Genomic DNA, 25732 nt, shown 5'->3' with positions numbered 1-25732 from the left:
TGCGTTGCCTTTGGTGGGACTTTCTAAGTCTCAACACATTCAGGATCTATGGGCCGCTTGGGTAAATCGCGGCGTCCAAAACCCCTATTTTGTCGAGTTCGGGGCGGCCAACGGTATTTCGCTCAGCAATACTTATATGCTTGAAAAAGAATTCGGCTGGTCTGGCGTGGTCGCCGAACCCAACCCAAGATTTGCTGCCGAGTTGGTCGAAAACCGAAATTGTGCGACATCCACGAAATGCGTTTACTCGGTGACAGGTGAAACGATTGAGTTTCTGGCGCCCAAACGTGCTTTGCTTGGCCGTATTGCTCATATCGAACCAGATGACCGACAAGAGAAGGAAGGGAAGCGCTTGGTCGCGCCCATTGAGGTCGAGACGATTTCCTTGAATGACTTGCTGCTTGAGTCAAATGCGCCTGAGACAATTCACTTTATGTCGGTCGATACCGAAGGGTCTGAGTTGCATATCCTCGAAGCCTTCGATTTCGAAAGATGGGATGTGCAAACACTGTGTGTCGAACACAGCCGTACGGAAATGCGTCAAGGACTGGCCAGTTTGCTGGAATCAAAAGGGTTCTTCCGCGTTTGGCCAAATCTTAGCAGGGTCGACGATTGGTATGTAAAGGCCGACTGTGATCAGGCGAATTTGTTTCTGGAAGACTAGCTGGTCAGTGTGTGACACCGCGTTCTGGGCGATTGGTGCCTCTAAATTTCATTTTTGCTCATCCTTTTGGCCCTTGGTCAGCAATCGTTTTCGACTCTGGGCCAGAGCTGGTTATTGTGCGACTCAACTGTGAGTAAGTTTTGTTATTGATGATCGAAATCCGCGACCTCCAGCTCCTGAACGCCCTTGCGCGGCATCGGCATTTTGCCAAGGCCGCCGAGGAGTGCGGGATTTCGCAGCCTGCTTTCTCGATGCGTATCCGAAATCTTGAAGACCGGCTGGGCGTCTCGATCGTGCGCCGGGCCAATCGGTTCCAGGGTTTGACCGAAGAGGGCGAGATGATCGTGCAGCGGGCGCGGCGTATTTTGGATGAGGCGAAGGCGCTGGAGCAGCAGGTTCTCGCCTCAAAAGGCGAGATAACCGGGACGCTTATCTTGGGTGTGATCCCGACGGCCATCGCTTTTACCGGGCAGTTGATTAAACATCTGCGGCAGGCGCATCCTCGGATCGTCACTCGGATTGAGACGATGTCCTCAACCGCCATTCAGCACCGGCTGGATGAGGGTAGTCTGGATGCGGGGATCACCTATGGCGACAGTATCGGCACTGATCTGCGGCAGGTGCAGCCTTTGTACGAAGAAACCTATGTGGTGCTGGTGCCGTCTCATATGGCCGATGAAACCGGGCCGATTCCCTGGGCGCGGGTGGCTGAGTTTCCGCTTAGCCTGCTGGAGCCACAGATGCAGAACCGACGTATTCTGGATCGAATTTTTTCCGACCAGGGCCTGCACCCGGACATTGTCGCCGAAACCAGCGGCTTTACCGCATCCATGGTTATGGCACGCGAAGGGTTGGCGGCCACTGTGGTGCCCAGCGTTCTGGTACACGCATTGGGTGATCTAGAGGGCACAAAGGTCTTGCCTCTGATCGAACCGGTGGTCAGCAAACCGATCTGCATGGCGACCCTGGCACGCCAGCCGGAGCTGCCCACAGTTGCCGCTTTGCGCGCGGTGGTGACGTCTTTATAGTGATAAGCTGTCGTTATCGTGTGATTTCGATAAGCGATTTGACGATATGATACTCTGATGAGACACGAGGCTCAATCGGAGGGCATCATGGCACCATTAGACACCAAGCCATCGGGCGCACCCAAGGGCGTCTGGAAGTCAGGTAAAGGCAAGGGGCGGCACACGCCCAAGGGCCGCCAGTTCACGGATGAGGCGCAGGCCGAGATTATGCGCCTGCTGGGCAACCGGCCGCGCCGCCGCGATCTGCTGATCGAATTTCTGCATTTGATCCAGGATGCCCACGGCCATATCAGCGCCGACCATATTGCCGCTCTGGCAGTTGAAATGCGAGTCGGGCAGGCCGAGATTTATGAGACCGCCACCTTCTATGCCCATTTTGATGTGGTCAAAGAAGATGAGGCACCTCTCCCCGCGCTGACCATTCGGGTCTGTGATTCCCTGTCTTGCGAAATGGCCGGGGCGCAGCAGCTGAAACAGGCGCTAGAGGATGGGCTAGACCCGTCGCAGGTGCGTGTGCTGCGCGCGCCCTGCATGGGGCGCTGCGACACCGCTCCGGTGCTTGAGATCGGGCACAATCATATCGACCACGCGACCCCTGAAAAAGTACAGGCCGCCATCGCCGCGGGGGAGACCCATGCGCATCTGCCGGATTATGAGACCTTCGCGGCCTATGCGGCCAATGGCGGGTACGTCAAGCTGAATGGCCTGCGCGCCAGTGGCGATTGGGAGAAGGTGCAGGAAGACATCTTGTCCTCGGGCCTGCGCGGTCTGGGCGGCGCCGGTTTCCCGTCGGGCAAGAAATGGGGTTTTGTTCGGATGAACGAGGGCCCGCGCTATCTGGCTGTGAACGGGGATGAGGGCGAGCCTGGCACCTTCAAAGACCGCTACTATCTGGAGCGCACGCCGCATCTGTTCCTTGAGGGCATGTTGATCGCCGCCTGGGCGGTCGAGGCTGAGACCTGCTTTATCTATATGCGCGATGAATATCCCGCTGTGCTGGAGATTCTGCGCCGCGAGATTGCCGCGCTGGAACAGGCCGGGATTGTCGCGCCTGGGTATATCGACCTGCGACGCGGGGCCGGTGCCTATATCTGCGGTGAAGAATCCGCGATGATCGAATCCATCGAAGGCAAAAAGGGCCTGCCGCGTCACCGTCCGCCCTTCGTAGCGCAAGTTGGGGTCTTCAACCGCCCCACATTGGTGCACAATGTCGAAACGCTCTATTGGGTGGCCAAGGTATGCCGTGAGGGGCCGGAATGCCTGAGCAGCACGAAAAAGAATGGCCGTGTGGGTCTTCGCAGCTATTCTGTTTCCGGCCGCGTTGCGAAGCCCGGTGTCTACCTGTTACCCGCCGGATCGACCATTCTTGACGTGATCGAAGCCGCCGGGGGCATGATCGAAGGGCAAACCTTCAAGGCCTATCAACCGGGTGGCCCGTCCTCGGGCCTGTTGCCTGCGTCGATGGACGATATCCCGCTGGATTTCGACACACTGCAACCGCATGGCACCTTCACCGGCTCAGCGGCGGTGGTGGTTCTATCCGATCAGGACACAGCCCGCGACGCAGCGCTGAACATGCTGCGGTTTTTCGAAGATGAAAGCTGCGGCCAGTGTACGCCCTGCCGCGCAGGCTGCGAAAAAGCGGTCAAGCTGATGCAGGCGGACAAGTGGGATCAAGACCTGCTGGAGGATCTGTGCCAGGTCATGGGCGATGCCTCGATCTGCGGTCTGGGGCAGGCGGCCCCGAACCCGATCCGCCTGGTCATGAAGCATTTCTCGGAGGAGATTTGATGCGCCTTCTTTCAGTCGTGTTGGTATTGGGATTAAGCCAGCCTGCTATCGCGTCGCCAGAAATTTGTAATGGCGCGTCACTGTCAAATGAAGGGGTGGTTTCTCCATTCTTCCACTTTGAGTGGGTTATGATGCCGGCTTTGGCTAAACGCATATGTAGCGGAAGCTATGACCAAGACTTCGCTGCGATTCGGCGATTCTATAGTGAGATGCACGGTTGCTCGGCTGACAGCGAAATCGGTACCATGATTGAAGCCGTGCTTACGCATGAGCCGATTGAAGACCTTTTCGCCGAGTTTGGGATTTCTGACCGAGAGAGTGTATCTCAGGACAGCTGGAATAACTTCTGCGATATCGCTGAGGAAATAAGGTTGGATGAGGTTCTAGCAGACCAAGCTGAAGCAAACGCGAATACAGAAGTATTGTTTGCTGAGTTTGTTGAAGCAATCGAAAATATGCAGACAGGTGAAAGGTAGTAGCCATGCTTGACGCAAGCCCAACCAAGACCGTCACCTTCAACCTGAACGGCGATGATATCACCGTGCCCGAAGGCACCACGATCTGGGAAGCGGCCAATGGTCGTGGACTGGTCATCCCGCATCTGTGCCACAAACCGGCACCCGGCTACAAACCCGACGGAAATTGCCGCGCCTGTATGGTTGAGGTCGAGGGCGAGCGCACTTTGGTTGCCTCATGTATCCGGCCCGCTGTTGAGGGTATGGTGGTCAAGACCGACACCGACCGGGCCGAGAAATCGCGCGCGATAGTGATGGAGTTGCTGGTCGCCGATCAGCCGGATCAACCTCACGACGCCTCCAGCCATTTCTGGGATATGGCCAAGCTGAACGGTGTCTCGGACAGCCGTTTCCCGGCGAAAGAGCCCGAGAAAATCCCGCTGCTGGATGACAGCCATGTGGCGATGCGGGTCAATCTGGATGCCTGCATCAACTGCAACCTCTGCGTCCGTGCCTGCCGCGACGTGCAGGTCAATGACGTGATCGGTATGGCCGGGCGCGGTCATATGGCTCAGGTGGTGTTTGACCAAAACGACCCGATGGGTGATTCCACCTGCGTGGCCTGTGGCGAATGCGTGCAGGCTTGCCCCACCGGCGCGCTGATGCCCTCCACCGTTTTGGATGATCAGCAATTGGGCGACAGCAAGGACTATGACAGCGAAACCGAAAGCGTCTGTCCGTTCTGCGGTGTCGGCTGCAAGGTGTCGCTGAAGGTCAAAAACGGCAAGGTCAAATATGTCGAAGGCATCAACGGCCCTGCCAATGAAGGCCGCCTGTGCGTCAAGGGCCGGTTCGGCTTTGACTATATCCACCACCCGCATCGCCTGACAAAACCGCTGATCCGGCGTGAGGATGCACCGCCCAAGGGTCTGAATGTCGATCCCGCCAACCTCAGCACCCATTTCCGCGAGGCGACTTGGGACGAAGCGATGGATCTGGCCGCTTCCAAGCTGATGGCGCTGCGCGATCAGGATCCTCGCAGCGTCGCGGGCTTTGGCTCTGCCAAATGCACCAATGAAGAAGCCTATCTGTTCCAAAAGCTCATCCGGCAGGGGTTCAAGCACAACAACGTCGATCACTGCACCCGTCTGTGTCATGCTTCGTCGGTTGCGGCTCTGATCGAAAATGTGGGCTCGGGCGCGGTGACCGCGACCTTCAACGAGATCGAAAATGCGGATGTGGCCATCATCATCGGCGCCAACCCGATTGAAAACCACCCCGTTGCGGCGACCTATTTCAAGCAATTCACCAAGCGCGGCGGCAAGCTGATCGTGATGGATCCGCGCGGGGTTGGGATGCGCAAGTTTGCGACCGAGATGCTGCAATTCCGTCCTGGTGCTGATGTCTCGATGCTGAATGCGATCATGAATGTGATCGTCGAAGAAGAGCTGTATGACAGCCAGTATATCCACCGCTGGACCGAGAATTGGGAGGCCGAGAAAGAGCACCTGCGTGCCTTCACGCCCGAGGCGATGGCCCCGATTTGCGGGATCGAACCGGAACAACTGCGCCGCGTCGCGCGCACCTTTGCGCAGGCCAAGGCCGGTCTGATCTTTTGGGGTATGGGCGTCAGTCAGCACATTCACGGCACGGACAATTCGCGCTGCCTGATCAGTCTTGCGCTGATGACCGGCAATGTCGGCAAGCCGGGCGCGGGTCTGCACCCGCTGCGGGGACAGAACAACGTTCAGGGGGCCTCGGACGCGGGTCTGATCCCGATGTTTTTGCCTGACTATAAAACGGTCACCGATGATAACATCCGCGCTCAGTTCAACGCGGTATGGGACTCGGACGACTTTTCGAACGAGAAGGGCCTGACCGTTACCGAGATTATCGATCAGATTTATGCCAAAAATATCAAAGGCATGTATATTCTGGGCGAAAACCCGGCGATGTCGGACCCTGATGTGAACCACGCCCGCGCGGCGCTGGAAAAGCTGGAGTTGATGATCGTGCAGGATATCTTCCTGACCGAAACTGCGAACTATGCCGATATCATCCTGCCTGCCTCGGCGCTTTACGAAAAAAACGGCACCGTCTCGAACACCAATCGTCAGGTACAGCGGGTGCGGCCCGCCGTGGCCCCTCCGGGCGAGGCGCGAGAGGATTGGGCGATCACCGTCGATCTGGCGCAGCGCATCGGGCTGAATTGGGACTATACTGATGTGTCTGAGGTCTTTGCCGAGATGAAGCTGACCATGGATTCGCTGGACAATATCACCTGGGATCGTCTGGAAACCGAGTCGATCACCTATCCTTCGCTCAGCGAAACGGATCCTGGCCAGTCGATTGTGTTTGGTGACGGTTTCCCGCGCGCTGATGGCAAGGCAAAGTTCACCCCGGCCAGCATCATCCCACCGGATGAGGCCCCGGACGAGGACTATCCGATGATTGCCACCACGGGTCGTCAACTCGAACACTGGCACACAGGGTCGATGACCCGCCGTGCCAAGGTTCTGGATGCGGTCGAACCCGAGGCAAACTGTTCCATGAACCCGCGCACACTCAAGCTGATGGGGATCGAACCGGGTGAAACCATACGCCTGACCACCCGTCGCGGCAGCATTGACATCATGGTACGCGCCGACAGGGCGATTGCAGAGGATATGGTGTTCATTCCTTTTGCCTATGTCGAGGCGGCGGCAAATATCCTCACCAACTCGGCCATCGACCCTTATGGCAAAATCCCCGAGTTCAAATTCTCGGCGATCCGGGTGGAAAAGATCGAAAACGCCGTCGCCGCAGAGTGACCGGACCACCGTTGCATCAAGAGGCGGGCCCGAAACGGCCCGTCTTTTTCGTGCCTTGACAGATGGTTACTTGCGGCCAACCCTGTTCGCGTCTGGGAAAGGGGAGAGCATATGGCCCGCCGGTTCGTCGATTTGTCCGTGCCCTTGGAAACCGGGATCGTATCCGACCCACCCATCATGCTGCCCGAAATCGAGTATCTGACCCACTACCAGACCGCCGAACAGGTCATGGGGTTCTTTCCCGGTCTGCAAAAACATGATCTTCCGGGCGGTGAGGGCTGGGCCATCGAACGGCTGCAGATTGCAACCCATAACGGCACGCATCTGGACGCGCCGTATCATCATCACTCGACCATGAACAAAGGTGAGCGCGCGATCACGATCGACGAGGTTCCTTTGGAATGGTGCATGAATCCCGGCGTAAAATTGGATTTCCGCCATTTCGACGACGGATATGTTGCGACTGCGGCGGATGTTGCGTCGGAACTCAAGCGCATTGGGCATGAACTGCGGCCGCTGGATATTGTGGTGGTGAACACCTCGGCTGGAACCCGCTATGGGCAGCCTGACTACCTGATGAAAGGCTGCGGCATGGGGCGCGAGGCGACGCTTTATCTGACCGAACGCGGCGTGCGCGTGACGGGCACCGACGCTTGGAGCTGGGACGCTCCTTTCCCGCTGACCGCGCAGGAATATGCGGAGACACAAGACCCCTCGATTATCTGGGAAGGCCATCGCGCGTCGATGGAGATCGGCTATTGTCACATCGAAAAGCTGACCAACCTTGAAGACCTGCCACCTACAGGGTTCGAAATTTCCTGCTTTCCGTTCAAGATCAAAGGGGCCTCTGCCGGGTTCGTCCGCGCAGTGGCGATTTTTGAGGAGGATACAGATGACCGACCCTCTTAGCGGCCATGACGGTCCCTATGATGCACCGATAGAATTGAGCGGTTTTTCAGTTCTCCCGGACTGGATCGACTATAACAATCATATGAATGTCGGGTTCTACGGGGTGGCGTTTGACATCGGTCTGGAACGGCTGATGGTCGAACAACTCGGTTTGGGTGAGCCGCAGGTGAAGGCGCTGGGGCAGGGGCCCTATATCCTTCAGTCCCATATCAATTTTCTGCGTGAGATCCGACGGGATGAACGATTTTACTTTCGGTTTCGTATGCTCGACGCCGATCACAAACGCGGACACTATTTTGCGCAGATGATAGCGGCGACCGGGGATCAGCTTTGCGCCACACAAGAGGCGTTGTTCATGAATGTCAGTCATGCAACAGGCAGGTCAGTGGCCTATCCAGAATGGGCAGCAAATCGCCTGATCAGGATGGTGCAGGACCATAGCAATTTGGAAACAGAGCCTCAGATCGGTCAGTCAATCGGGATAAGACGTTAGGCAGTCTCAAAAAGCCAACCGATTGGATTGTGATAGGAACAAAAAAGCCGTTTTCAATAATTGGACCGGTACACAAAAATATGATCTGTCCGGCTGTGTCTTTTCGGACGTTTCTCTTCGTTTCGGCAAACGCGTTCGCTGCGATGGATTGTCGTGGCGGATTTCGAAAAGCAACCTCAGATTTTTCTGCAGATGCGAATTCCTCAGTATTTAAGCCCGTTTTCAGGTTTCCCGAGTGGATTAAGTGAAAGCTCAAGCCCCACAAGCGTTGGGGTTGGTAGCGGCTTTGAACCTTGGGTCGTTGAAAATAAGGGTTTCGGGTGTGTTGCGACTCAACTGCTTTCGTCGGAAGAGGCGACGAGCCAAATTTGATAGCTCGCTCTCTCACGAATTGATGGAAAAGAACCATGAAAAAAGTTCTCTACGCAACAACGGCACTGATTGCCACTGCAGGTGTTGCACGCGCAGAAATTAACTTCAGCGGCTTTGCGCGGTTTGGTCTGGGGTATGAGGAAGACCGTACCGGTGATGTTCAAAATTTCACCGCGGGAGGTGCATCCGCTGGCACGACCACCGTGGACACTGATGAAACCATCCTTGTTTCGCGGTTCCGTCTGAACATTGACGTAAACGCCGAGACAGATGGTGGTGTTGAGTTTTCGGGTCGTGTCAGGCTTCAGGCTGACGAAGATTCGGGAACGGGTGAAGCGAATGAGGCCGGTTTGAACGGTGCGCGGTTCTCGGTGATTTACGGTGGTTTGCGCGTAGATGCTGGCAACGTGGCAGGTGCGTTTGACAACCTGCCGAACTATTTCGGTGTCGAGCCGGGTCTGGAAGAGTTCATCGGGCAGTATTCTGGCGTAGACTACAGTTTCCTCGAGTACTCATCGACTGGTTCCGGTTCGAACGCGGTGTTCTTCCAGTATGCCGTTGGTGACTTCGCCTTTGGTGCCTCTTATGACCAGCAGACTGTTGCGTTGGGCGGAGTGGCTCAAGACGCAGATCGCTGGGATGTCAGCGTTTCCTATACGTTCGACAACATTACGGCAGCGTTGGCCTATGGCGAAAGCGATCTGGTTTTCGGCACTGAAAGCCTGACAGTCTTTACTCTGGGTGCTGAGTTCGGCGACTTCTTCGGGACATTGTTCTTGGCGGATGACGACGTGCTGAATGCGGATCGTGACGGAACCGCCTATGGTGTATCTGCATCCTACAAGGTCGGTTCCGCAACGACTCTGACCTTTGCCTATGGCGACGGTACCGGTGCCGATGATCTGGAACAATATGGCATCGGTGTCGTCTATGACTTGGGTGGTGGTACATCCCTTCGCGGGGGTATCGGTCAGTCGGAACGCGGTCTGGCATCGGATAGCACGTTGCAAGCCGACTTCGGTGTTCTCTTCAACTTCTAATCAGGCGAAATTGCGCGTCTCGAAGGGTGGGTCTTTGGACCCTCCCTTTTCTTTTATCGGTACATATCTGTGTCGTTTGGGATCAATAGTCCCGTTCAAAAAAGATACCCAGGCCGGTGTCACCGGTCCCGTCGACTGTTCCACGGACGGTTAAGTTGTCGGTCACGTCAAGGTTCAGGTTCACCTCGGTGTCGCCTTCGGTGTTAACCGTGAAGTCAGTATAAAGATTGTCGCTTAGATAAGCTCCAGCGCCTAGCCTGCCACCACCGCCTGACGTAGTGCCAAGATCGATGGTATCCACGCCCGTCGCATCTCGCACGCCCTTGGTGACATCACCGCCCGCGCCACTCAACTGCGCCAGCGACGCAGCCATCTGAGCGATGACGAAGGGTGAAAGCTCGGACACACGGTTGCCGAAAAGGAGCATCGCGAGGGCTTCTTCCGACGGGCGCTCGGGATCAGAGAACACATCAACTTCCGGCGAATCCAAGGGCCCAGCAATTTCGATTGTCGCGGTTCCGTCGGACGTGCTGGTTGAGGATTCGAACTCGATGTATGGCGTCAGGTCGCCCTGCAGCGTCACGACACCTTTGGTCAGCGCCAGGCGGCGGCCCAGAATGTCGATATTGCCCCGGATCAATTCGATCTGACCCGAAGGCACAACAGCCGCCGAACTGCCCCCGATATTGATGCGCCCGCCAAGCTCGGCGTTCACACCGCGCCCGCGAACAAAGACGGCCTTGGGCGCAAGCAGGTTGATATCAAGAGCAATTCGGGAATCGCTTTTGCTGCTTTCTGCCTTTTCCACCAACTGAGCGCGTTCGCGGGTGACATAGCTCGCGTAGTTTTCGCCGGTATGTTCAATAGTGGGAATAGGGGCCGCCCCGACAGCGCCCGATGCAGCCGCGAGGTTGATATTCGTTTCACCAAAATTGATCTGACCGGCCAACGAACTGTTGCCTGCCAGAGCGCCGTTAAAGACAATCTGACCATCCAGCGTCGTTTCGTATAACAGCCTGTCTGTCAGCACCAAGCTGTTCAACGAGGTGGTGACCTGCGCGTTGAACGGCGGGGTCAGGCCGACTGGGCCGTTGATGGTAAACCCGCCACCTGCGCGCAGCCCGCCTTGCAACGCAATATTGGCTTGGCTTTGTGCAATATTGATAGATCCGCCGATGCCAGTGATGGTTTGTCCTGCGCCGGGGATTGCCATGGTTGACCCCGACGTAGAAATCGTCCCGCTCAGCGCCGCCAGTGAAGGAGCGCCATTCAAGGCAAGGTCGAACCGCGCTGTGCCCTCTAAAGTGTTGGGTGAAATGAAAGCGTTTGCCACAGCAATGTTCAGGCCGCCTTGCATCTTCAGATCAGCCGTTCCCGCGCTTTCGTCAAAGGTTCCGGCCACTGTCGAGTTGATCTGCGCCGGCCCTTCAGCCTTGGCGTCAATAGTCCAGACGCCGGCATCGCGCCGGGCCGCGCCATTGGCCGAAATTGTTCCCGGGAATTCGGGAACAAACCGTTCAAGCTGGTTCAGACGCGCCTCGAAATCCAGATCGGCGTCGCCATTCGTTTCCACGCTCCCGGTCAGATTGGCATAAGAGCTGTTGGAGCCTTGCAGGCTGGCATTGCCTTCAAACCCGGTGGATGTCGGCGCAACATTCCCGCTCAGTTGCAGGGGGCCAGACAGGCTGGCCGACAAGCGCGCCAGATCGTCCAATCGCGCGGAAAAATCCAGCCCCCCGGCAGCCCGGTCCAATTGGCCAGACGCGTCAGCGCTCAGCGCAGTGCCGGTCAGGCGAAAATTGCGGACATTAAGGCCGTCGTCCGAGTTTTCGGCATCCACAACCAAGGTCGTGCGGCCCTGAACGAGGTTATCCAGCACGTCGATCCCGGTGGTGATGTCATCTGCGGTCAGATTGCCCTGCACATCAAACAATTTGGTGGCGGCATCGCCCTTGCCCTGCACCTGCGCCTGCAGCGAACCCGAAAGATCACGCTGCGCCAAGCCCGAAAACACAGACAGGTCAGGTGCGGTCACCCTGGCCTGACCATCAACGTTGGGGTCTGCGCTGAGGTTCTCGATGGTTGCGGCAATTTCGGCCGTCGCAGCGGCCCCGTTCACGGATGCAGAACGGATCGTGATTTGATCACCGCTGCGCGCACCGTCAAAGTCAATCTTCACCGTGCCGGTCAGAAGTGGGTCGAACTGTTCCAGTCCGGTCTGGACGTTGTCGCCTACGATGTTCGCGGTGCCGTCAAACTCAAGCGTTTGAACCGTGCCTTTACCGTTTACCTTGGCTTGCAACGCGCCACTCAGGTCCTGCCGTGCAAGACCGGCAAAGATCGAAAGATCGCGTGCGTCGACATTGGCCTGCCCGTCGATGGTCAGATTGCCATCAGGTGTCGTCACAACTCCATCGGCTTGCGCTGTCAAAGCTTGCGAGGTGATCGAAAAGTCCCGAATGGTGATACCGTCTGTATCGCGCTTTGCATCGACCGAGATCTGTGTCTCACCTTCGATCACAGGGTCGATGTCGTCGCGGCCAGTTGACAGGTTACGTCCGTCCACCTGAATCTTAGCATCAAAGCTGCCCTCCAGCGGAGAACCGGCCCCGGTGACAGAAAGGGATGCAGCACCACCCAGATCGAGTTGGGCGATGTCGGCAAAGCGCGACAGGTCATCGGCGCGAACCGAAGCTGAGCCGTCTATCTGCAAACCGGTGGAGAGGCCAGTGACAACCGCATCCGCTTCCAGTTGGTAGTCGCTGCCGATCAGCTCGAAACCAGACAGAGTCAGCGTTTGATCGTCGCCATAGTCAAACAGACCATCAAGGGTTACCCGGTTTCCGATGGCCGCTGTCAGTGCTGGATCAGACATGTTTATGCCGTCCAGCGCCGCTTGAAGGTCGCCGTCGATGGCAAAGCCGTTGCTTTGATCCAAGGTCCCCTGACCAGCGATTTGTGCGCGGTCCAGATTGATTTGATCCGCATCGACATCATTGGCGGTTAAGCTTAGGTCCCACAGGTTTCCGTTTTGAGCATCAAACAGCGCCGACAACTGTGCCGCCCCAATTGAGGTCTTTCCGCCACTGACCGGCAAGACGACACGGTCGCCTTCGGGCGGTGTGATCCGGCCTTGAACCGCAATCAGTTGCAAGGCACCGCCTGCTGCCAGTTTCAATTGGCTTTCCAGCTTTAGCGCCTGCGCCGTGATTTCGATGTCCGAGATATCGAGCCCACCATCCGCCTGTGTCTGCCCGTCTATAAAAACCTTGGTCTCGGTGCCGAAGAAGGTATCCATCTCTTCGGCCAGGAACGGTGTCAGATCGCCACCGATGTCTGCGGTAAAGGCAATCCCGTCCGCAATCGTCCCATCTGGCACAGCAGAGCGCAGTTGAACCCGACCACTCAATCGTTGGAATTCATCGCTGCTAACGCCGATATCAGCTGTGAAATCAGTCACCGGACCAGCCCCTTTGGCGGTGACGCTCAGCGGCGGGCTGTCAGGGATCCCCAGCGCGGTCGATATCAGGCCCCCGGATGCCTCGGATACGGTCAGATCAAGATCGATTTCGCGAGTGGCGTTGCTGAACCCAGCTTTCAGGTCGATTGTATCCCCGGCACGGTCCACGCGGTCGATATCCAGTGAAGTGTCCAAAGTGCCATCTGCCAGAGACAAATTGCCCTCGATCTTCAACTCAGCCGCAACACCGATCAAGGGCTCGCCCAAAGACAGGTCGTCGATGCGCAACTCGCCGATTTGAATTGCGACCGGCAGCTCAGGCAATTGAAACGGCGTAACCTCAGCCGAAGGTGTTTCCGTCTCGGTCTTGGTCGTGGTGCCAGGTGCGCGGGCGATATCGATTTCTTGTGCGGTCAAGGCATTTACAGAGAAGCGCCCACGGATCAGTGCCAAGCGGTTCCAATCCAACTCGGCGCCTTTGATCGTCAGCCAAACACCTTCGTCGTCCGCAACGGTGATTTCCTGGATCGTGGCGCGTGAGCTGAGCGCACCTTCGAGCCCGATCACGCGTACGTTCTGATCATCACCGGATAAAGTGTCCTGCAGGAACCGCTCGATCATGCTGCCACCGCCGTCATCCTGCGCAGCCAGCGGAGCGGGCGCGCAGATCGCCAAAGCAGCGATCAGCAGAGGATATGCGGTCTCACGTCTCAAAAGGCCTGCCCGATCCCAAGATAAAACTGCAATCCGTCGCCCGTTGTGCCCTGAACCGGCAGCGCAAGGTCAAAGCGCAACGGGCCAAAGCCACCTAAATCATAGCGCACACCCAAACCGGCACCAGAATGTTGTTCCGCACCGCTGCCCACGAAAGACGAGGTATCAACAACGCCAAAGTCGTAGAACCCGACCAAAGACAGCGCATCCGTGACCTTGCCTCGCACTTCCGCGGACAGGCCAACAAAGGACTTGCCTCCGACAACACCGGTTCCAATTGGGATGCCCAGGCTTTCAAATGGTTGCCCGCGCACCGTTCCGGCCCCCCCCGAGAAGAACAGAAAATCGGGTGTCACGCCGTCAAGCGATGGTCCAAGCACCGAACCGATCTGAATCCGCCCCGCCAGGACAAGGCGGCCATTTGTGCCCAGATCGTTGTAGGCACGCCCATCAAAGAACAAGCGAATACCGCTGTCCGTTTCTGACAAACCGGCAAAAGGCATGACTTGCGAATCCAGATAGTATCCCCGCGTTGCACTGACCTTGCTGTCGCGTTGGTCCCATTCGGATCGCACAGGCAGAACTAGATAGCGGAACTTTCGGCCGCTTCCAAACGCATCATCCGCGTCCGAATACTGGAAACCGAAAGACGCTTCGGCATAGAGCCTGTCTGAAAACGTGCGCCTTGCACCATAGGTCACCGAAGCCAGTGTGACATTGTAGTTCTCAGTGTTTCTGCGCTCCAGCAACGCACTCCAGAACGTGTTGTCATCGGGGCCCAGACGATCCGGTTGATCCAGTCGCAGGCCAATCCTGCCGTCCAGGTTTTCCGCTCCGCCGATATTGCGCAGGGTGGCCTCAAACCGAAGGCGCTCGGCCCTGCGAAAGACATTCCGATGGGTCCATGTTGCGCTCAGGTCCAAGCCATCGCGCGAAGCGATTTCCGCTCCAAAGGTCAGGCGGCGTGGCGGAAGGTCTTCGAACGTAGCGGTAAAGTCCAGCGTGCCGTCGGGGTTTGGTGTTTCCGCCTCTGTCAAGGAAACGACCGAGAATGTACCCGTGCGCCGCAGTCGGGTCCCGACCTTTTGAACTTGCTCGGGCGAATAAACCTCGCCTGTGGGGAAACCAGCAATCTTTTCGATCGACCGGTGGCGCACCCGGCTGTCGCCTTCAATGATCATCTTGCCGAAGGTCAGGCGCGGCCCAGGGGACAATTCGATATCTGCATCCAGCCGGGCCTGAGCGTGCCGCGCAATGATACGCTGGCCCTCAACCTCTGCCTTGGCATGACCGGCATTGCGCCAGCCCTGAACACCTGCAGATGCGGCCTGCTGAATGGCACCCGTGGTCGCGCGTTTGCCAGTCGCGAACTCTTCGGGAACAACTGTATCTGGTGCAACAGGCGCGAGAATGGCCTCGCCAAAGGTGAATGTAGGCCCAGGTGTGACAAGAATGGTCGCGGTCTTGTATTGCGCAGGAGCTTCCAGCGTATTGATTTTTGCGGCTTCCTGACCATCCAGCTTGATGCTGACAACAGGGCTGAAATAGCCCTCGTCATACATGATCTGAACGATCGTGCGGTAATCCGATAGTGCGGCAGACAACACCTCTATTGAGGTGTCGAGGCCACGAGAGTCGGCGGTGAAAACAGAAGAGGTCTCTTCCAACCGGTTGACCAGTTCTTTCGGCGCGCCGGGGGCCGAAAGCGAGACGTCCAATGCTGCTGCAAAGCCGGGCACAAAAGTGGCAACAGTGAAAACCAAACACCGCCCCAAAGCGCCAATAGGCTTGCCCGTGAATGTCATGAGTTTCCACCGCCCCAAGCGAAAATCGATCTCATCGCCCTTATCCGGGGCGAAATATTGTTATTCCTATATTAGATCATCAGACGTAGGCTGGGGGAAGCATAATTTGTGTGCCGAGTCACCAATTTTGGCAAATATTGAGCCCGACCTCATAGATCGGCGTTGCGAAACCAGCGGATCAGAGCGGCGCGGTCTTCGGGTTCCATGTAGGTGACGTTGGCCGGTGGCATGGCATGGGTCACTCCGGCCTGCAAATAGATCTGCTGGGCATTGCGCGCAATGTCGGCCTCGGTTTCAAGCAAAACACCTTTAGGGGCCCATAGAATACCCTCCCACACCGGTTCGCGCGCATGACACATGGAACACCGGCCAAGCACGATGTCATGGGCCTCTTCGAACCCTTCGGCTGCGGCAAAGCGTTGCTCGTACGGTGTCAGCGGGGTGGCCTCTGCCTCTTCCAGCGGCCGATACATGGGGACTGATGACAGCCACATGATCGCGATGAACAGCAGGGCCGTGACCAGCCAGGTCCAGGTCGGGTTTCCGGCACGGGCATGGCGGGTGTTGAAGTAATGACGGATGGTGACACCCATCAAGAACACCAGGGCTGCAATGATCCAGTTATACTCGGTCGCGAAGGCCAGCGGGTAATGGTTCGACAGCATCAGGAAGACGACGGGCAGCGTCAGATAGTTGTTATGGGTCGATCGTAGCTTGGCAATCTTGCCGTATTTGGGGTCGGGCGTGCGACCGTTTTTCAGATCATCCACCACGATCCGCTGATTTGGCATGATGATGAAGAACACATTTGCTGTCATGATCGTCGCGGTAAACGCGCCCAGATGCAGCATCATGGCGCGCCCGGTGAAGATCTGGTTATAGCCCCAGCCCATCACCACAAGCAGGCAAAACAGCAGGATCATCAGCAGGGTTGGGCGTTGCCCCAGGCTCGACTTGCACAGGAAGTCGTACACCAACCACCCGATGGTCAGGGACGCCGCAGAAATCAGAATGCCTTGCCACAAGGCTAGATCCGCCTTTTGCGCGTCGATCAGATAAAGCTCACCACCGACCCAATAGACGATCATCAGCAGCGCGGCCCCGCTCAGCCAGGTCGCATAGCTTTCCCATTTGAACCAGGTCAGATGGTCCGGCATTCGCTCAGGTGCGACGAGGTATTTCTGGATGTGATAAAAGCCACCGCCATGCACCTGCCATTCTTCACCGTCTGCCGGGCCGGGAATGTCGCGATTCAGCCCCAGATCCAGCGCGATAAAATAAAATGACGAGCCTATCCAGGCGATGGCCGTGATCACATGCAGCCACCGAACGGCAAAGGCCATCCAATCCCAGAAAATCGCGAAATCATACATGAAAGGGCTCTCCGACAGGGTGGCGCCACACTAGGCAAGCGGGGTTTTCTTCGGTATTCCCGTATATTGTCAAACTGTATCAAAAAAAACGATAAGATGTCCTATCTCGACAACATCCGCACCTTTGTCAGGGTCTATGATTTGGGCAGTATGTCTGCAGCCGGACGGGATTTGCGTATTTCTCCGGCAGTTACATCCGCACGGATATCGCAGTTGGAGGATCATTTGGGGGTGCGTCTGTTCCAGCGAACCACGCGCAACCTGACGCCAACCGAACAGGGAAGGGCGTTCTACCCAGGTGCCGTGGGGGTGTTGGATGCGGTCGATGATGCCGAGGCTCAGGTCATGAACCTGACCGAAGTGCCCAGGGGCTCTTTGTTCGTGGCGGCGCCTTTGGGGGTCGGGCGGCGTCTGTTGTCTCCGCATGTGCCCGAGTTTCTATCGCAATACCCCGAGATCGATGTTCGATTGCGCCTGACGGATCGTTCCGTCGATCTGACAACGGAAGGTTTGGATCTGGCGTTTTTCATTGGGCAGCCGGAAGACAGCACGTTGCGCATCCGCAAAATCGCCGATTGCCAGCGCGTTTTGTGTGCCGCGCCCGAGTATGTCGCGCGCCGCGGAATGCCGCCCAGTGGCGCGGCACTGGTTTCGGACAAACATGAGTGTCTAAATCTGCGATACCCGGGCGCGTCCGAGTTTCAGTGGCTACTGGAAACACCAGACGGGCCAAAACGGTTTGCCGTTTCGGGTCGGTTTGAATGCGATGACGGCGACGTTCTGACCGATTGGGCCGTCGCCGGGCAGGGCATCGCTTTGAAACCTGTCTTTGAAGTAGCCGAGCATCTAAAGGCCGGGCGGCTTGTGCCCGTTGCGACCGAGACACCGCCAGTGCCGGTGCAAATGGCTTGCCTTTACACGCATCGCCGCCATCAGGATCCCAAGGCGCGTCTGTTCATGGATTTCATGATCGAACGAATTGCGAAATTCGTCAGGCAGTCAGAGCATATCAGCTAAAAGCGCTCCCGCCCCGCTTGTGCCGTTCCGGCCCTGTGCGGCGTTGGGCGTGGCGGCGCGGTAGCGTCGGATTGGGTGAGCGTGCCCTTGGTCCAGCAGAACAACCGCGTCGTGCCTGTAAGGCGCGGCGCTGGGCCCAACGGGAAGGACCTCTGACAAGAGGGCCTGACGGGCGGGAGCCCGACAAAAACAGCTCAGCTGCCGCGATAGGTTGAATAGCCGTAAGGCGACAAAAGAAGCGGCACGTGATAATGCGCCTCAGGATCGGACATGCCGAACCGGATCGGGATCTGGCCCAGAAACAGGGGGTCTGGCCCATCTTGGCCGGTCGCACGCAGATAGTCGCCTGCGAAAAAGATCAGCTCATATGTACCCGTTTTGAACTTCTCCGGTGGCAGGATCGGGCTGTCTGTTCGGCCATCCTCGTTTGTTTCAAGTTCGATCAGTTTGCGATGCGAATTCCCGGACACTCGGTAAAGCGCGATGTAGATCCCTTGGGCAGGTTGGCCAAGAGCTGTGTCTAGAACATGGGTTGTCAGATAACCTGCCATCGGGATCTCCTGAGGTCTAAGCGGCTTTTGCTTTACACTGGCGCAAACGCGCACGCCTTGGAACTGTAGAAATCGCCGGAAACTGCGTTCGGATTGATTTGATAATCCTTCGGAATTTTCTAGGGTAACTCTGCTTTCACCACGAAGATGAATTGGAATATGCCATGCAAGCGCCTCGTTACCCTCGCGACATGATCGGCTATGGCGCAACACCGCCGGATGCAAAATGGCCCGGTGGCGCAAAGTTGGCTGTGCAGATCGTGCTGAACTACGAAGAAGGCGGTGAGAACTGTGTTTTGCACGGGGATGCCGCGTCAGAGGCGTTTTTGTCTGAAATCGTGGGCGCGGCGCAATGGCAAGGGCAGCGCCATTGGAACATGGAATCGATCTATGAATATGGCGCACGCGCCGGGTTTTGGCGTCTGCACAGGCTGATGAAGGATTTGCCAATCACGGTCTATGGCGTGGCAACAGCTTTGGCGCGTTCGCCGGATCAGGTGGCCGCGATGAAAGACGCCGGGTGGGAGATCGCCAGCCACGGGCTGAAATGGGTTGAGCATAAAGACATGCCCGAAGACGAAGAGCGCGCGCAGATTGCCGAAGCGATCCGCCTGCATACCGAGGTGGTCGGGTCCCGCCCGCGCGGCTGGTATACCGGGCGGTGTTCGGAAAACACCGTGCGTCTGGTCGCGGAAGAGGGCGGTTTTGACTATGTGGCCGATACTTACGCGGATGACTTGCCCTATTGGATGAAGACCGGCGGGTGGGATCAGTTGATCGTACCTTACACGCTGGACTGTAACGATATGCGCTTTGCAACCCCTCAAGGATTCAACGCAGGGGATCAGTTCTTCAGCTATCTTAAAGACAGTTTTGATGCGCTTTACGAAGAGGGTGAGGCGGGTGCCCCAAAGATGCTGTCCATTGGGTTGCATTGCCGTCTGATCGGTCGCCCCGGGCGTATCATGGCGTTGCAGCGGTTTCTGGACTATGCGCGCGGGTTCTCGGATGTCTGGTTCGCCACGCGGTTGCAGATTGCAGAGCATTGGGCCGCGACCCATCCACCGGAGCCGCGGGCAAGACCGTCGGAGATGGACAAGGCAAGCTTTGTCGAGCGGTTTGGCGGGGTATTCGAACACTCTGCCTGGATTGCCGAGCGGGCCTTTGAACTAGAACTTGGTCCGGCTCATGACACGGCGGGTGGGATGCACAACGCCCTGTGTCGGATGTTCCGATCCGCAACAGAGGAAGAAAGGTTGGGCGTGCTTACAGCACATCCAGACCTGGCAGGCAAACTGGCGCAGGCGAAGAGGTTGACGCAGGACAGCACGGCCGAGCAAGCTTCGGCAGGGTTGGACGCGTTGACCGACGCCGAGCGGGCGCAGTTCACGGATCTGAACCAGCGTTATACCGCGCGATTCGGGTTTCCTTTTATCATCGCGGTGCGCGACCATGACAAAGTGTCGATCCTTCAGGCCTTTGAGCGGCGGATTGAACAAGATCGCGAGACAGAGTTTGCCGAGGCCTGCCGCCAAGTGGAACGGATTGCCGAATTCCGCCTGCGCGAGCTGCTTCCGTCATGAGCCGCCAGATCATGATTCAGCCGATCTCGGCCCAGAATTTCGCACCGTTTGGGGATTTGATCCACACGGGCGGTGCGCCGGACAAGATCATCAACCAGGGGCAATGTGAGCGGTTCCATGATCGCGCGCAGCTGGATTTTGCGGAAGGGCGAGCCGGAATCAGCCTGTTCAACGCAAATCCGCGCGCTTTGCCGTATCACCTGGATATGGTTGAACGGCATCCTGAGGGCAGTCAGGCCTTTATCCCGATGACCTACCAGCCTTTTCTGGTGATTGTCGCAGAGGATCACAACGGCCAGCCCGGAAGGCCACAGGCTTTTCTGACCCAGCCCGGGCAGACGGTGAACTATCATCGCGGAACCTGGCATGGGGTTCTGACGCCCTTGCACGGGCCAGGTTTGTTTGCGGTGGTTGACCGCATCGGCGCTGGGGACAACTTGGAAGAGTTCTGGTTCGATGCGCCCTACGAGGTTGTCAGCGGTTGACAGAGAGCTCCCGCCCGGTCCGCATGCATCGAAGATGCATTTTGACCGGTTGGGCCGGGCAGGGTGCGGGCAAGCCCACCCCCTGCGTCAGCGCGTCGCCATCAGGCGGGCCACGTCCAGCATGCGCGCAGAAAAGCCCCATTCATTGTCATACCAGCCAAACACGCGAATCTGCTGAGCGCCGATCTGCCGTGTTTCGGGTCCAGCGATGACCAGCGATTCACTGCGGCTGCGCAGGTCGGAAGAGACTAGGGGATCATCTGTCCAACCCAGCACAGGTGAGGCCGCGACAGCAGAGCGTAATGCCGTGTCGAATTCGGACGCCTGCATCTCGCGTCCAAGGGTCACCACCAGATCAACGGCGGACACACTGGCGGTGGGAACACGAACAGCGGCACCTGAAATACGGCCTGCAAGATGCGGAAGAACCTCATCAATCAGGTGAGTGGCGCTGGTGGTTGTGGGCACCATCGAGAGGGCTCCGGCGCGAGACCGGGCAAGATCGCCGCGTGGCGCGTCCACCATGGGTTGGCTGTTGGTGTAGCAATGGATCGTGGTCATATGCGCCGATGCGACGCCCGCCACGGTATCGATAACCTTGATCAATGGTGCGAGCCCATTCGTAGTACAGGACGCGTTGGACACGATCTGCGCGTCACCCAGCGCGTCGTCGTTGGCTCCCAGCACAAGCGTGATCTCGGCGGCAGGCGATGGGCCAGAGATCAGCACTTTGCGAGCCCCCGCACTCAGACCCTGGCGCGCGACGTCTGAGGTGCGCGCAATGCCGGTGCAATCGAGCAGGACATCGACGCCTTGAAGGTTCACGCTGCTCAGATCCGCGCTGTGGGTCATCGGGAAACTGTGGCCATCGATATTGAGCGCAGCGCTCTCGGCCACGACATCCCCGGCATAAGGTCCGAAGGTGCTGTCGTATTTGAACAGGTAAGCGCAGGTGTCCAGTGGTGCGATGTCATTGATCAACACCACCTCGACATCTGATCCCTGCGGCAGGGCCAGAACCTGACGCAGGATCGTGCGGCCAATCCGACCGAATCCATTGATCGCGAGTTTCATGCGCAAGCTATGGCAGGAGGTCCCACGGACCTCAATGCCCATTCAAGGGCTTAGGATCCGCAGTTCACCTGCGAAAAGAACTGGCCCGAGATGTTTTGATACATGCTGTTCACAATAACCTTGCAGCCGGTGGCCTGTTGAATGGCCGCGATGGCCTGCGTGGTGCGCAGCATCGCAGGACGGCCAAACGGGTTGAGGTTGTTGTTGTCGCGGGTTGCGCGATAAATCACCGGCTCATCGGCGACCTGAGTTACGGCCCATGTCCTTGTGAAAACCGTCACGGATTTGGTGTCTTCCGCTGCGGCCACCGGAGCCGAAAACACAGCTGAAAGTCCCAAGGTGCAGCAAAGGGTCAAAGTCAGGGCGCGCAATCGCATAAAACAGTCTCCGTATTTGAATTTCTTTTATCTCATCAGATTGCGGCGGTTCTGTGAAGCCCCGATACGAAGGAACACCTCAGCGTGACAAAGACAGCGGCATGTGCCGGTTTACATCTTTGTAGAGCAGGTAGCGAAAACGCCCCGGCCCCCCGGCATAACAGGCTTGCGGGCAGAAGGCGCGCAGCCACATATAGTCGCCAGCCTCGACCTCGACCCAATCCTGGTTGAGCCGGTAGACTGCCTTGCCTTCCAAAACATACAGCCCGTGTTCCATGACATGGGTTTCAGCGAAAGGAATGACGCCGCCGGGTTCAAAGGTGACGATGTTGACATGCATGTCGTGGCGCATGTCGTCGGGGTCGGCAAACCGTGTTGTGGCCCAGCGGCCTTCGGTGCCGGGCATGGGTGTTGGGGCAATCTCGCGTTCGTTGGCGATGATCGGATCGGGCAGGGGCAGGCCTTGGACCTGCTGGTAAGCTTTGCGGATCCAGTGAAACCGTGCGACCGGGCCTGCGCGATTGTGCAGCGTCCAGTCACTGCCCGGTGGGATATAGGCATAGCCGCCTTCCTCAAGCACGTGGCTTTCGCCACCCAGTGTCAAGGTAATCGCACCTTCCACAACAAACAGAACGCCCTGAGCCTTTGGGTCGGTTTCGGGGCGGTCGCTGCCGCCACCCGGTTGCACCTCCATGATGTATTGCGAAAAGGTTTCTGCAAACCCGCTGAGGGGGCGCGACAGGACCCAGAGGCGTGTGCCTGTCCAGAAGGGCAGGCAGCTTGTCACGATGTCACGCATCGTGCCTTTGGGGATGACCGCATAAGCCTCGGTAAACATGGCGCGATCAGTCAAGAGCTGCGTCTGGTCGGGGTGCCCGCCCTGTGGCGCATAATAGCTGGGGTGTTTCATCTGCTGCCTCGGAGCTGTGTTGCAGTGACTATGGGGTGAAGTTGCGTACGCGCCTAGAGTTGGCGTTGCGATAGGATTGTTCGGGATATTTTGAAGGTGGTCTTGGCGCTGCCGATTGGGCGCTGTAAGCTGATCTCAATACGTTTTAGCAGGAGGGGCCGCTATGAATACCCGCATTACTTTGGCCGTTATTTCGATGGTACTGGCTACAAGTGCCGCGCAAGCCAAGCCGCTGTCTCGGATCATCGCCGAGATGGGGCTGACTCCGGCAGATTTCGAGGTTGTCAGCGCCAATTCGAACGAACTTTTGGCAAGTGGGCCTTCGGCAGGCAAGGAACGCTCTTGGGTGAATGATGAGACCGGGTCCAAGGGCGTGATCCGGATCGGGGCCGTTCAAGACAATTGCGTCATTCTGCAACATTTCGTGGAACCGGCCGGTGAAAATGCGCGCGAGATCCGAACGCGGCGCTGCAACGACGGTAATGGTAACTGGATTTTGTCGCCCTGACGGTGCGCGCCTAGTACCCGCGCGCGCGGTCAACCTCGTGCAACAGATCTGTACCCGCTGTGAGTCGGCGAAAGTTCTCAATAACATCGGTCAGCGCGTCGCCCAGGAACCAGCCCGATACATGTGGCGTGATCGTAACGCTGGGATGCTGCCAAAGGGGGCTATCGGCAGGTAATGGTTCTTTGCTGGTGACGTCCAGCACTGCGTGGCCGGGAGTACCTTGGTCCAGCGCGGCGATCAGTGCCGCTTCGTCGATCAAATCGCCTCGGCCTGCGTTCAATAATTGGCTGCCAGGTTTCATCTGCGCCAACATCCGAGCATCGAACAAGCCCGTTGTGTCAGGAGTGGACGGCAGGATGGCGCAGATATGGTCGCATTGGCTCAAGAGCTGCGGCAACGCATCTGCACCATGCAGGCAGGTGACGCCTTGGATCTGCTTTAGCGATCGGCTCCATCCCATCACTTGAAACCCGATCATGTTCAACATCGTCGCGGTACGGCTGCCGATATGGCCCAGACCCAGCACGCCCACGACAGTATCGGGCGAATATACGGGGGCTTTTGACACCCATTCCGACCGGCTTTGGGCGGCCTGATGAAACGCCATGTGCCTTTGGTGGCGCAGGATATAGGCCAGAAACCATTCGGCGATTCCCTGCGCTGGGGCGTCAGGCTTTAGACGGGTGACCCGAATGTGGTCAGGCAGTGCGGGGTTATGAACAATTGTTTCGACCCCGGCGCCCAGCTTTTGGATCAGCTTCAGGTTTGGCAGGCCACGCATACGATCCGTATTCAGGTTCGCAACCGCCATCATCGTGATCTCTGCGGGATTGCCCAGGTTTTCGGGTGTGCGCAGGTCCAGATCCGGGGCGGATTTTCCGATATCTCGGGCGAGGTCCTCATTGCTAATCCATCCCGTCATTCCGGTTTCAATCAACAGAGCCATTCGCCGGTTCCTTACTTTGGAATTTCCTACAGTGACGTTCCGTCACCCAACTGGACGCCTGCGGCCAGCTAAGCCATCCTTCGGCCAAAGGTAAAGCCCATGCACCGGGGCCAAGGAGGATTTGCCATGACCATGACATTTGGACTGCGTGAAGAGAATCAAGCTCTGTTGCAACGCGTGGCCGATTTGATCCGAGACGAGGTCATGCCGCTGGAACAGGAATACCACGACGAAATCGGCAAGGGCGACCGCTGGCAATATACAGAACGCCAGGCGGAAATCCTTGAGGGGCTCAAAGCCAAGGCCAAAGCGGCAGGTCTTTGGAATTTCTGGCTGACGGACAGTGACAAGGGCTATGGGCTGACAACGGTTGAATATGCCTATTTCGCCGAAGAGATGGGCAAGACACCGCTTGGTGCCGAGGTGTTCAACTGCTCGGCCCCAGACACCGGCAATATGGAAGTGTTCGAACGCTACGGCTCTGAAAAAATGAAGCAAGAGTGGCTGGAACCGCTGCTCGATGGGCAGATCCGTTCGGCCTATTTGATGACCGAGCCGGATGTGGCCTCGTCAGATGCCACCAACATCTCGATGTCCTGTGTGCGCGATGGGGAAGGCTACGTCCTGAACGGTGAAAAATGGTGGTCGTCCGGGGCCGGTGATCCCCGCTGTAAAGTTTACATCGTGATGGTCAAAACCGGTGGTGAAGACCTGCCCAAACACCAGCGTCAATCGATGATCGTGGTCCCGGCAGACAGCCCCGGCATCGAAATCCTGCGCCCGATGGAAGTCTATGGCCATGACGACGCGCCCCATGGTCACATGCATATCCGGTTTTCGGATGTGCGCGTCCCGGCCGAAAACATGCTACTGGGCGAAGGCCGGGGGTTCGAGATCGCGCAGGGACGTCTTGGGCCCGGACGCATCCATCACTGCATGCGTGCCATCGGACAGGCCGAAGCCGCGCTTGAGCAGATGTGCCAACGGTCGCTGCGGCGCGAGGCGTTTGGTAAGAAGCTGGCTCAGTTGGGGGCCAATTACGACATTATCGCCGAATGCCGAATGGAGATCGAAATGGCCCGACTGCTATGCCTGAAAGCGGCGTGGTACATGGATCAGGGCGATGCCCGGGCGGCGGCCCCCTGGATCAGCCAGATCAAAGTGATCGCGCCCCGGGTGGCCCTGAAGGTGATCGACGAAGCGGTGCAGATGTTTGGTGCACAAGGCATCAGCCAAGACACGCCACTGGCCAATGCCTGGACCCATGTGCGCACCCTGCGCCTTGCTGACGGGCCGGATGCGGTCCATCGCCGTCAGGTGGCGCGAGCCGAACTGAAGAAATACACTCAGGAAAAGGTCTAAGCACC

21 protein-coding genes are annotated in these 25732 nt (G+C 57.6%); 13 read left to right on the top strand and 8 right to left on the bottom strand.

The features are described from left to right. Window positions 1-13 precede the first annotated feature (13 nt). The 8 genes from GOX45_RS10200 to GOX45_RS10165 all read left to right on the top strand — a co-directional run bounded on the left by GOX45_RS10200 (window position 14) and on the right by GOX45_RS10165 (window position 9562). Window positions 14-664, top strand: a complete 651-nt coding sequence (locus GOX45_RS10200; RefSeq protein ID WP_171100510.1) for an FkbM family methyltransferase — start codon at window positions 14-16, stop codon at window positions 662-664. 149 nt (window positions 665-813) lie between these two features. Beyond that, on the top strand, window positions 814-1692 hold the full coding sequence (locus tag GOX45_RS10195; protein ID WP_171100509.1) for a LysR family transcriptional regulator: 879 nt from the start codon (window positions 814-816) through the stop codon (window positions 1690-1692). Window positions 1693-1779: 87 nt separating this feature from the next. Further along, window positions 1780-3483, top strand: a complete 1704-nt coding sequence (locus GOX45_RS10190) for an NAD(P)H-dependent oxidoreductase subunit E (RefSeq protein WP_171100507.1) — start codon at window positions 1780-1782, stop codon at window positions 3481-3483. Continuing rightward, a complete protein-coding gene (locus GOX45_RS10185; protein ID WP_171100505.1) occupies window positions 3483-3959 on the top strand; it encodes a hypothetical protein in 477 nt (158 codons plus the stop codon). The genes GOX45_RS10190 and GOX45_RS10185 overlap by 1 nt, the downstream gene beginning before the upstream one ends. A 5-nt stretch (window positions 3960-3964) precedes the next feature. Further along, window positions 3965-6748: a formate dehydrogenase subunit alpha gene (gene fdhF, locus GOX45_RS10180; RefSeq protein ID WP_171100502.1), complete on the top strand. Its 2784-nt coding sequence runs from the start codon at window positions 3965-3967 to the stop codon at window positions 6746-6748. A gap of 111 nt (window positions 6749-6859) precedes the next feature. Continuing rightward, window positions 6860-7657, top strand: a complete 798-nt coding sequence (locus tag GOX45_RS10175) for a cyclase family protein (protein ID WP_171100500.1) — start codon at window positions 6860-6862, stop codon at window positions 7655-7657. Continuing rightward, complete coding sequence (locus GOX45_RS10170) at window positions 7641-8150, top strand: thioesterase family protein (RefSeq protein WP_171100498.1); 510 nt, start codon at window positions 7641-7643, stop codon at window positions 8148-8150. The genes GOX45_RS10175 and GOX45_RS10170 overlap by 17 nt, the downstream gene beginning before the upstream one ends. A 407-nt stretch (window positions 8151-8557) precedes the next feature. Beyond that, the gene (locus GOX45_RS10165; RefSeq protein ID WP_171100496.1) at window positions 8558-9562 is read left to right on the top strand and encodes a porin; all 1005 of its coding nucleotides are present in this window, start codon (window positions 8558-8560) and stop codon (window positions 9560-9562) included. An 82-nt stretch (window positions 9563-9644) separates the two neighbouring features. Here GOX45_RS10165 and GOX45_RS10160 read toward each other — a convergent pair whose 3' ends face one another. From GOX45_RS10160 to GOX45_RS10150, 3 genes are all read right to left on the bottom strand, one after another. Further along, a complete protein-coding gene (locus GOX45_RS10160; protein ID WP_254445985.1) occupies window positions 9645-13736 on the bottom strand; it encodes a translocation/assembly module TamB domain-containing protein in 4092 nt (1363 codons plus the stop codon). Beyond that, a complete protein-coding gene (locus GOX45_RS10155) occupies window positions 13733-15541 on the bottom strand; it encodes an autotransporter assembly complex family protein (protein ID WP_171100494.1) in 1809 nt (602 codons plus the stop codon). Before GOX45_RS10155 ends, GOX45_RS10160 begins: the two co-directional genes overlap by 4 nt. Before the next feature lie 149 nt (window positions 15542-15690). Further along, window positions 15691-16914: a urate hydroxylase PuuD gene (locus GOX45_RS10150; RefSeq protein ID WP_171100492.1), complete on the bottom strand. Its 1224-nt coding sequence runs from the start codon at window positions 16912-16914 to the stop codon at window positions 15691-15693. A 96-nt stretch (window positions 16915-17010) separates the two neighbouring features. Here GOX45_RS10150 and GOX45_RS10145 point away from each other — a divergent pair, with 96 nt between their 5' ends. Beyond that, window positions 17011-17931, top strand: a complete 921-nt coding sequence (locus GOX45_RS10145; protein ID WP_171100490.1) for a LysR family transcriptional regulator — start codon at window positions 17011-17013, stop codon at window positions 17929-17931. A gap of 194 nt (window positions 17932-18125) precedes the next feature. On the opposite strand, the gene uraH is transcribed toward GOX45_RS10145, so the two are convergent. Beyond that, a complete protein-coding gene (gene uraH, locus GOX45_RS10140; RefSeq protein WP_171100488.1) occupies window positions 18126-18482 on the bottom strand; it encodes a hydroxyisourate hydrolase in 357 nt (118 codons plus the stop codon). 164 nt (window positions 18483-18646) lie between these two features. On the opposite strand from uraH, the gene puuE reads away from it, so the two are divergent. Together puuE and GOX45_RS10130 are read left to right on the top strand one after the other, a co-directional pair. Beyond that, the gene (gene puuE / locus GOX45_RS10135) at window positions 18647-20065 is read left to right on the top strand and encodes an allantoinase PuuE (RefSeq protein ID WP_171100486.1); all 1419 of its coding nucleotides are present in this window, start codon (window positions 18647-18649) and stop codon (window positions 20063-20065) included. After that, entirely contained in the window at window positions 20062-20550 is a 489-nt protein-coding gene (locus GOX45_RS10130) for an ureidoglycolate lyase (protein ID WP_171100484.1), read from the top strand. Before puuE ends, GOX45_RS10130 begins: the two co-directional genes overlap by 4 nt. An 87-nt stretch (window positions 20551-20637) precedes the next feature. Here the strand turns inward: GOX45_RS10130 and GOX45_RS10125 are convergent, their stop codons facing one another. From GOX45_RS10125 to GOX45_RS10115, 3 genes are all read right to left on the bottom strand, one after another. Then, a complete protein-coding gene (locus GOX45_RS10125) occupies window positions 20638-21624 on the bottom strand; it encodes a type I glyceraldehyde-3-phosphate dehydrogenase (protein WP_171100482.1) in 987 nt (328 codons plus the stop codon). 50 nt (window positions 21625-21674) lie between these two features. Continuing rightward, window positions 21675-22001 (bottom strand): hypothetical protein, encoded by a 327-nt coding sequence (locus GOX45_RS10120; protein WP_171100480.1) that lies wholly within the window; start codon window positions 21999-22001, stop codon window positions 21675-21677. Window positions 22002-22080: 79 nt separating this feature from the next. Next, on the bottom strand, window positions 22081-22911 hold the full coding sequence (locus GOX45_RS10115) for a bifunctional allantoicase/(S)-ureidoglycine aminohydrolase (RefSeq protein ID WP_171100478.1): 831 nt from the start codon (window positions 22909-22911) through the stop codon (window positions 22081-22083). A 163-nt stretch (window positions 22912-23074) separates the two neighbouring features. Here GOX45_RS10115 and GOX45_RS10110 point away from each other — a divergent pair, with 163 nt between their 5' ends. Further along, the gene (locus GOX45_RS10110; RefSeq protein ID WP_171100476.1) at window positions 23075-23419 is read left to right on the top strand and encodes a hypothetical protein; all 345 of its coding nucleotides are present in this window, start codon (window positions 23075-23077) and stop codon (window positions 23417-23419) included. A gap of 10 nt (window positions 23420-23429) precedes the next feature. Here the strand turns inward: GOX45_RS10110 and GOX45_RS10105 are convergent, their stop codons facing one another. After that, entirely contained in the window at window positions 23430-24365 is a 936-nt protein-coding gene (locus GOX45_RS10105) for a glyoxylate/hydroxypyruvate reductase A (protein ID WP_171100474.1), read from the bottom strand. 126 nt (window positions 24366-24491) lie between these two features. Here GOX45_RS10105 and GOX45_RS10100 point away from each other — a divergent pair, with 126 nt between their 5' ends. Further along, a complete protein-coding gene (locus tag GOX45_RS10100) occupies window positions 24492-25727 on the top strand; it encodes an acyl-CoA dehydrogenase family protein (protein WP_171100472.1) in 1236 nt (411 codons plus the stop codon). Window positions 25728-25732 lie beyond the last annotated feature (5 nt).

The sequence above is a fragment of the Ruegeria sp. HKCCD7255 genome (assembly GCF_013031565.1).
Classification (GTDB): domain Bacteria; phylum Pseudomonadota; class Alphaproteobacteria; order Rhodobacterales; family Rhodobacteraceae; genus Ruegeria.
Note: the sequence above shows the minus strand (reverse complement) of the source record. Positions and strands in the feature narration are given on the sequence as shown.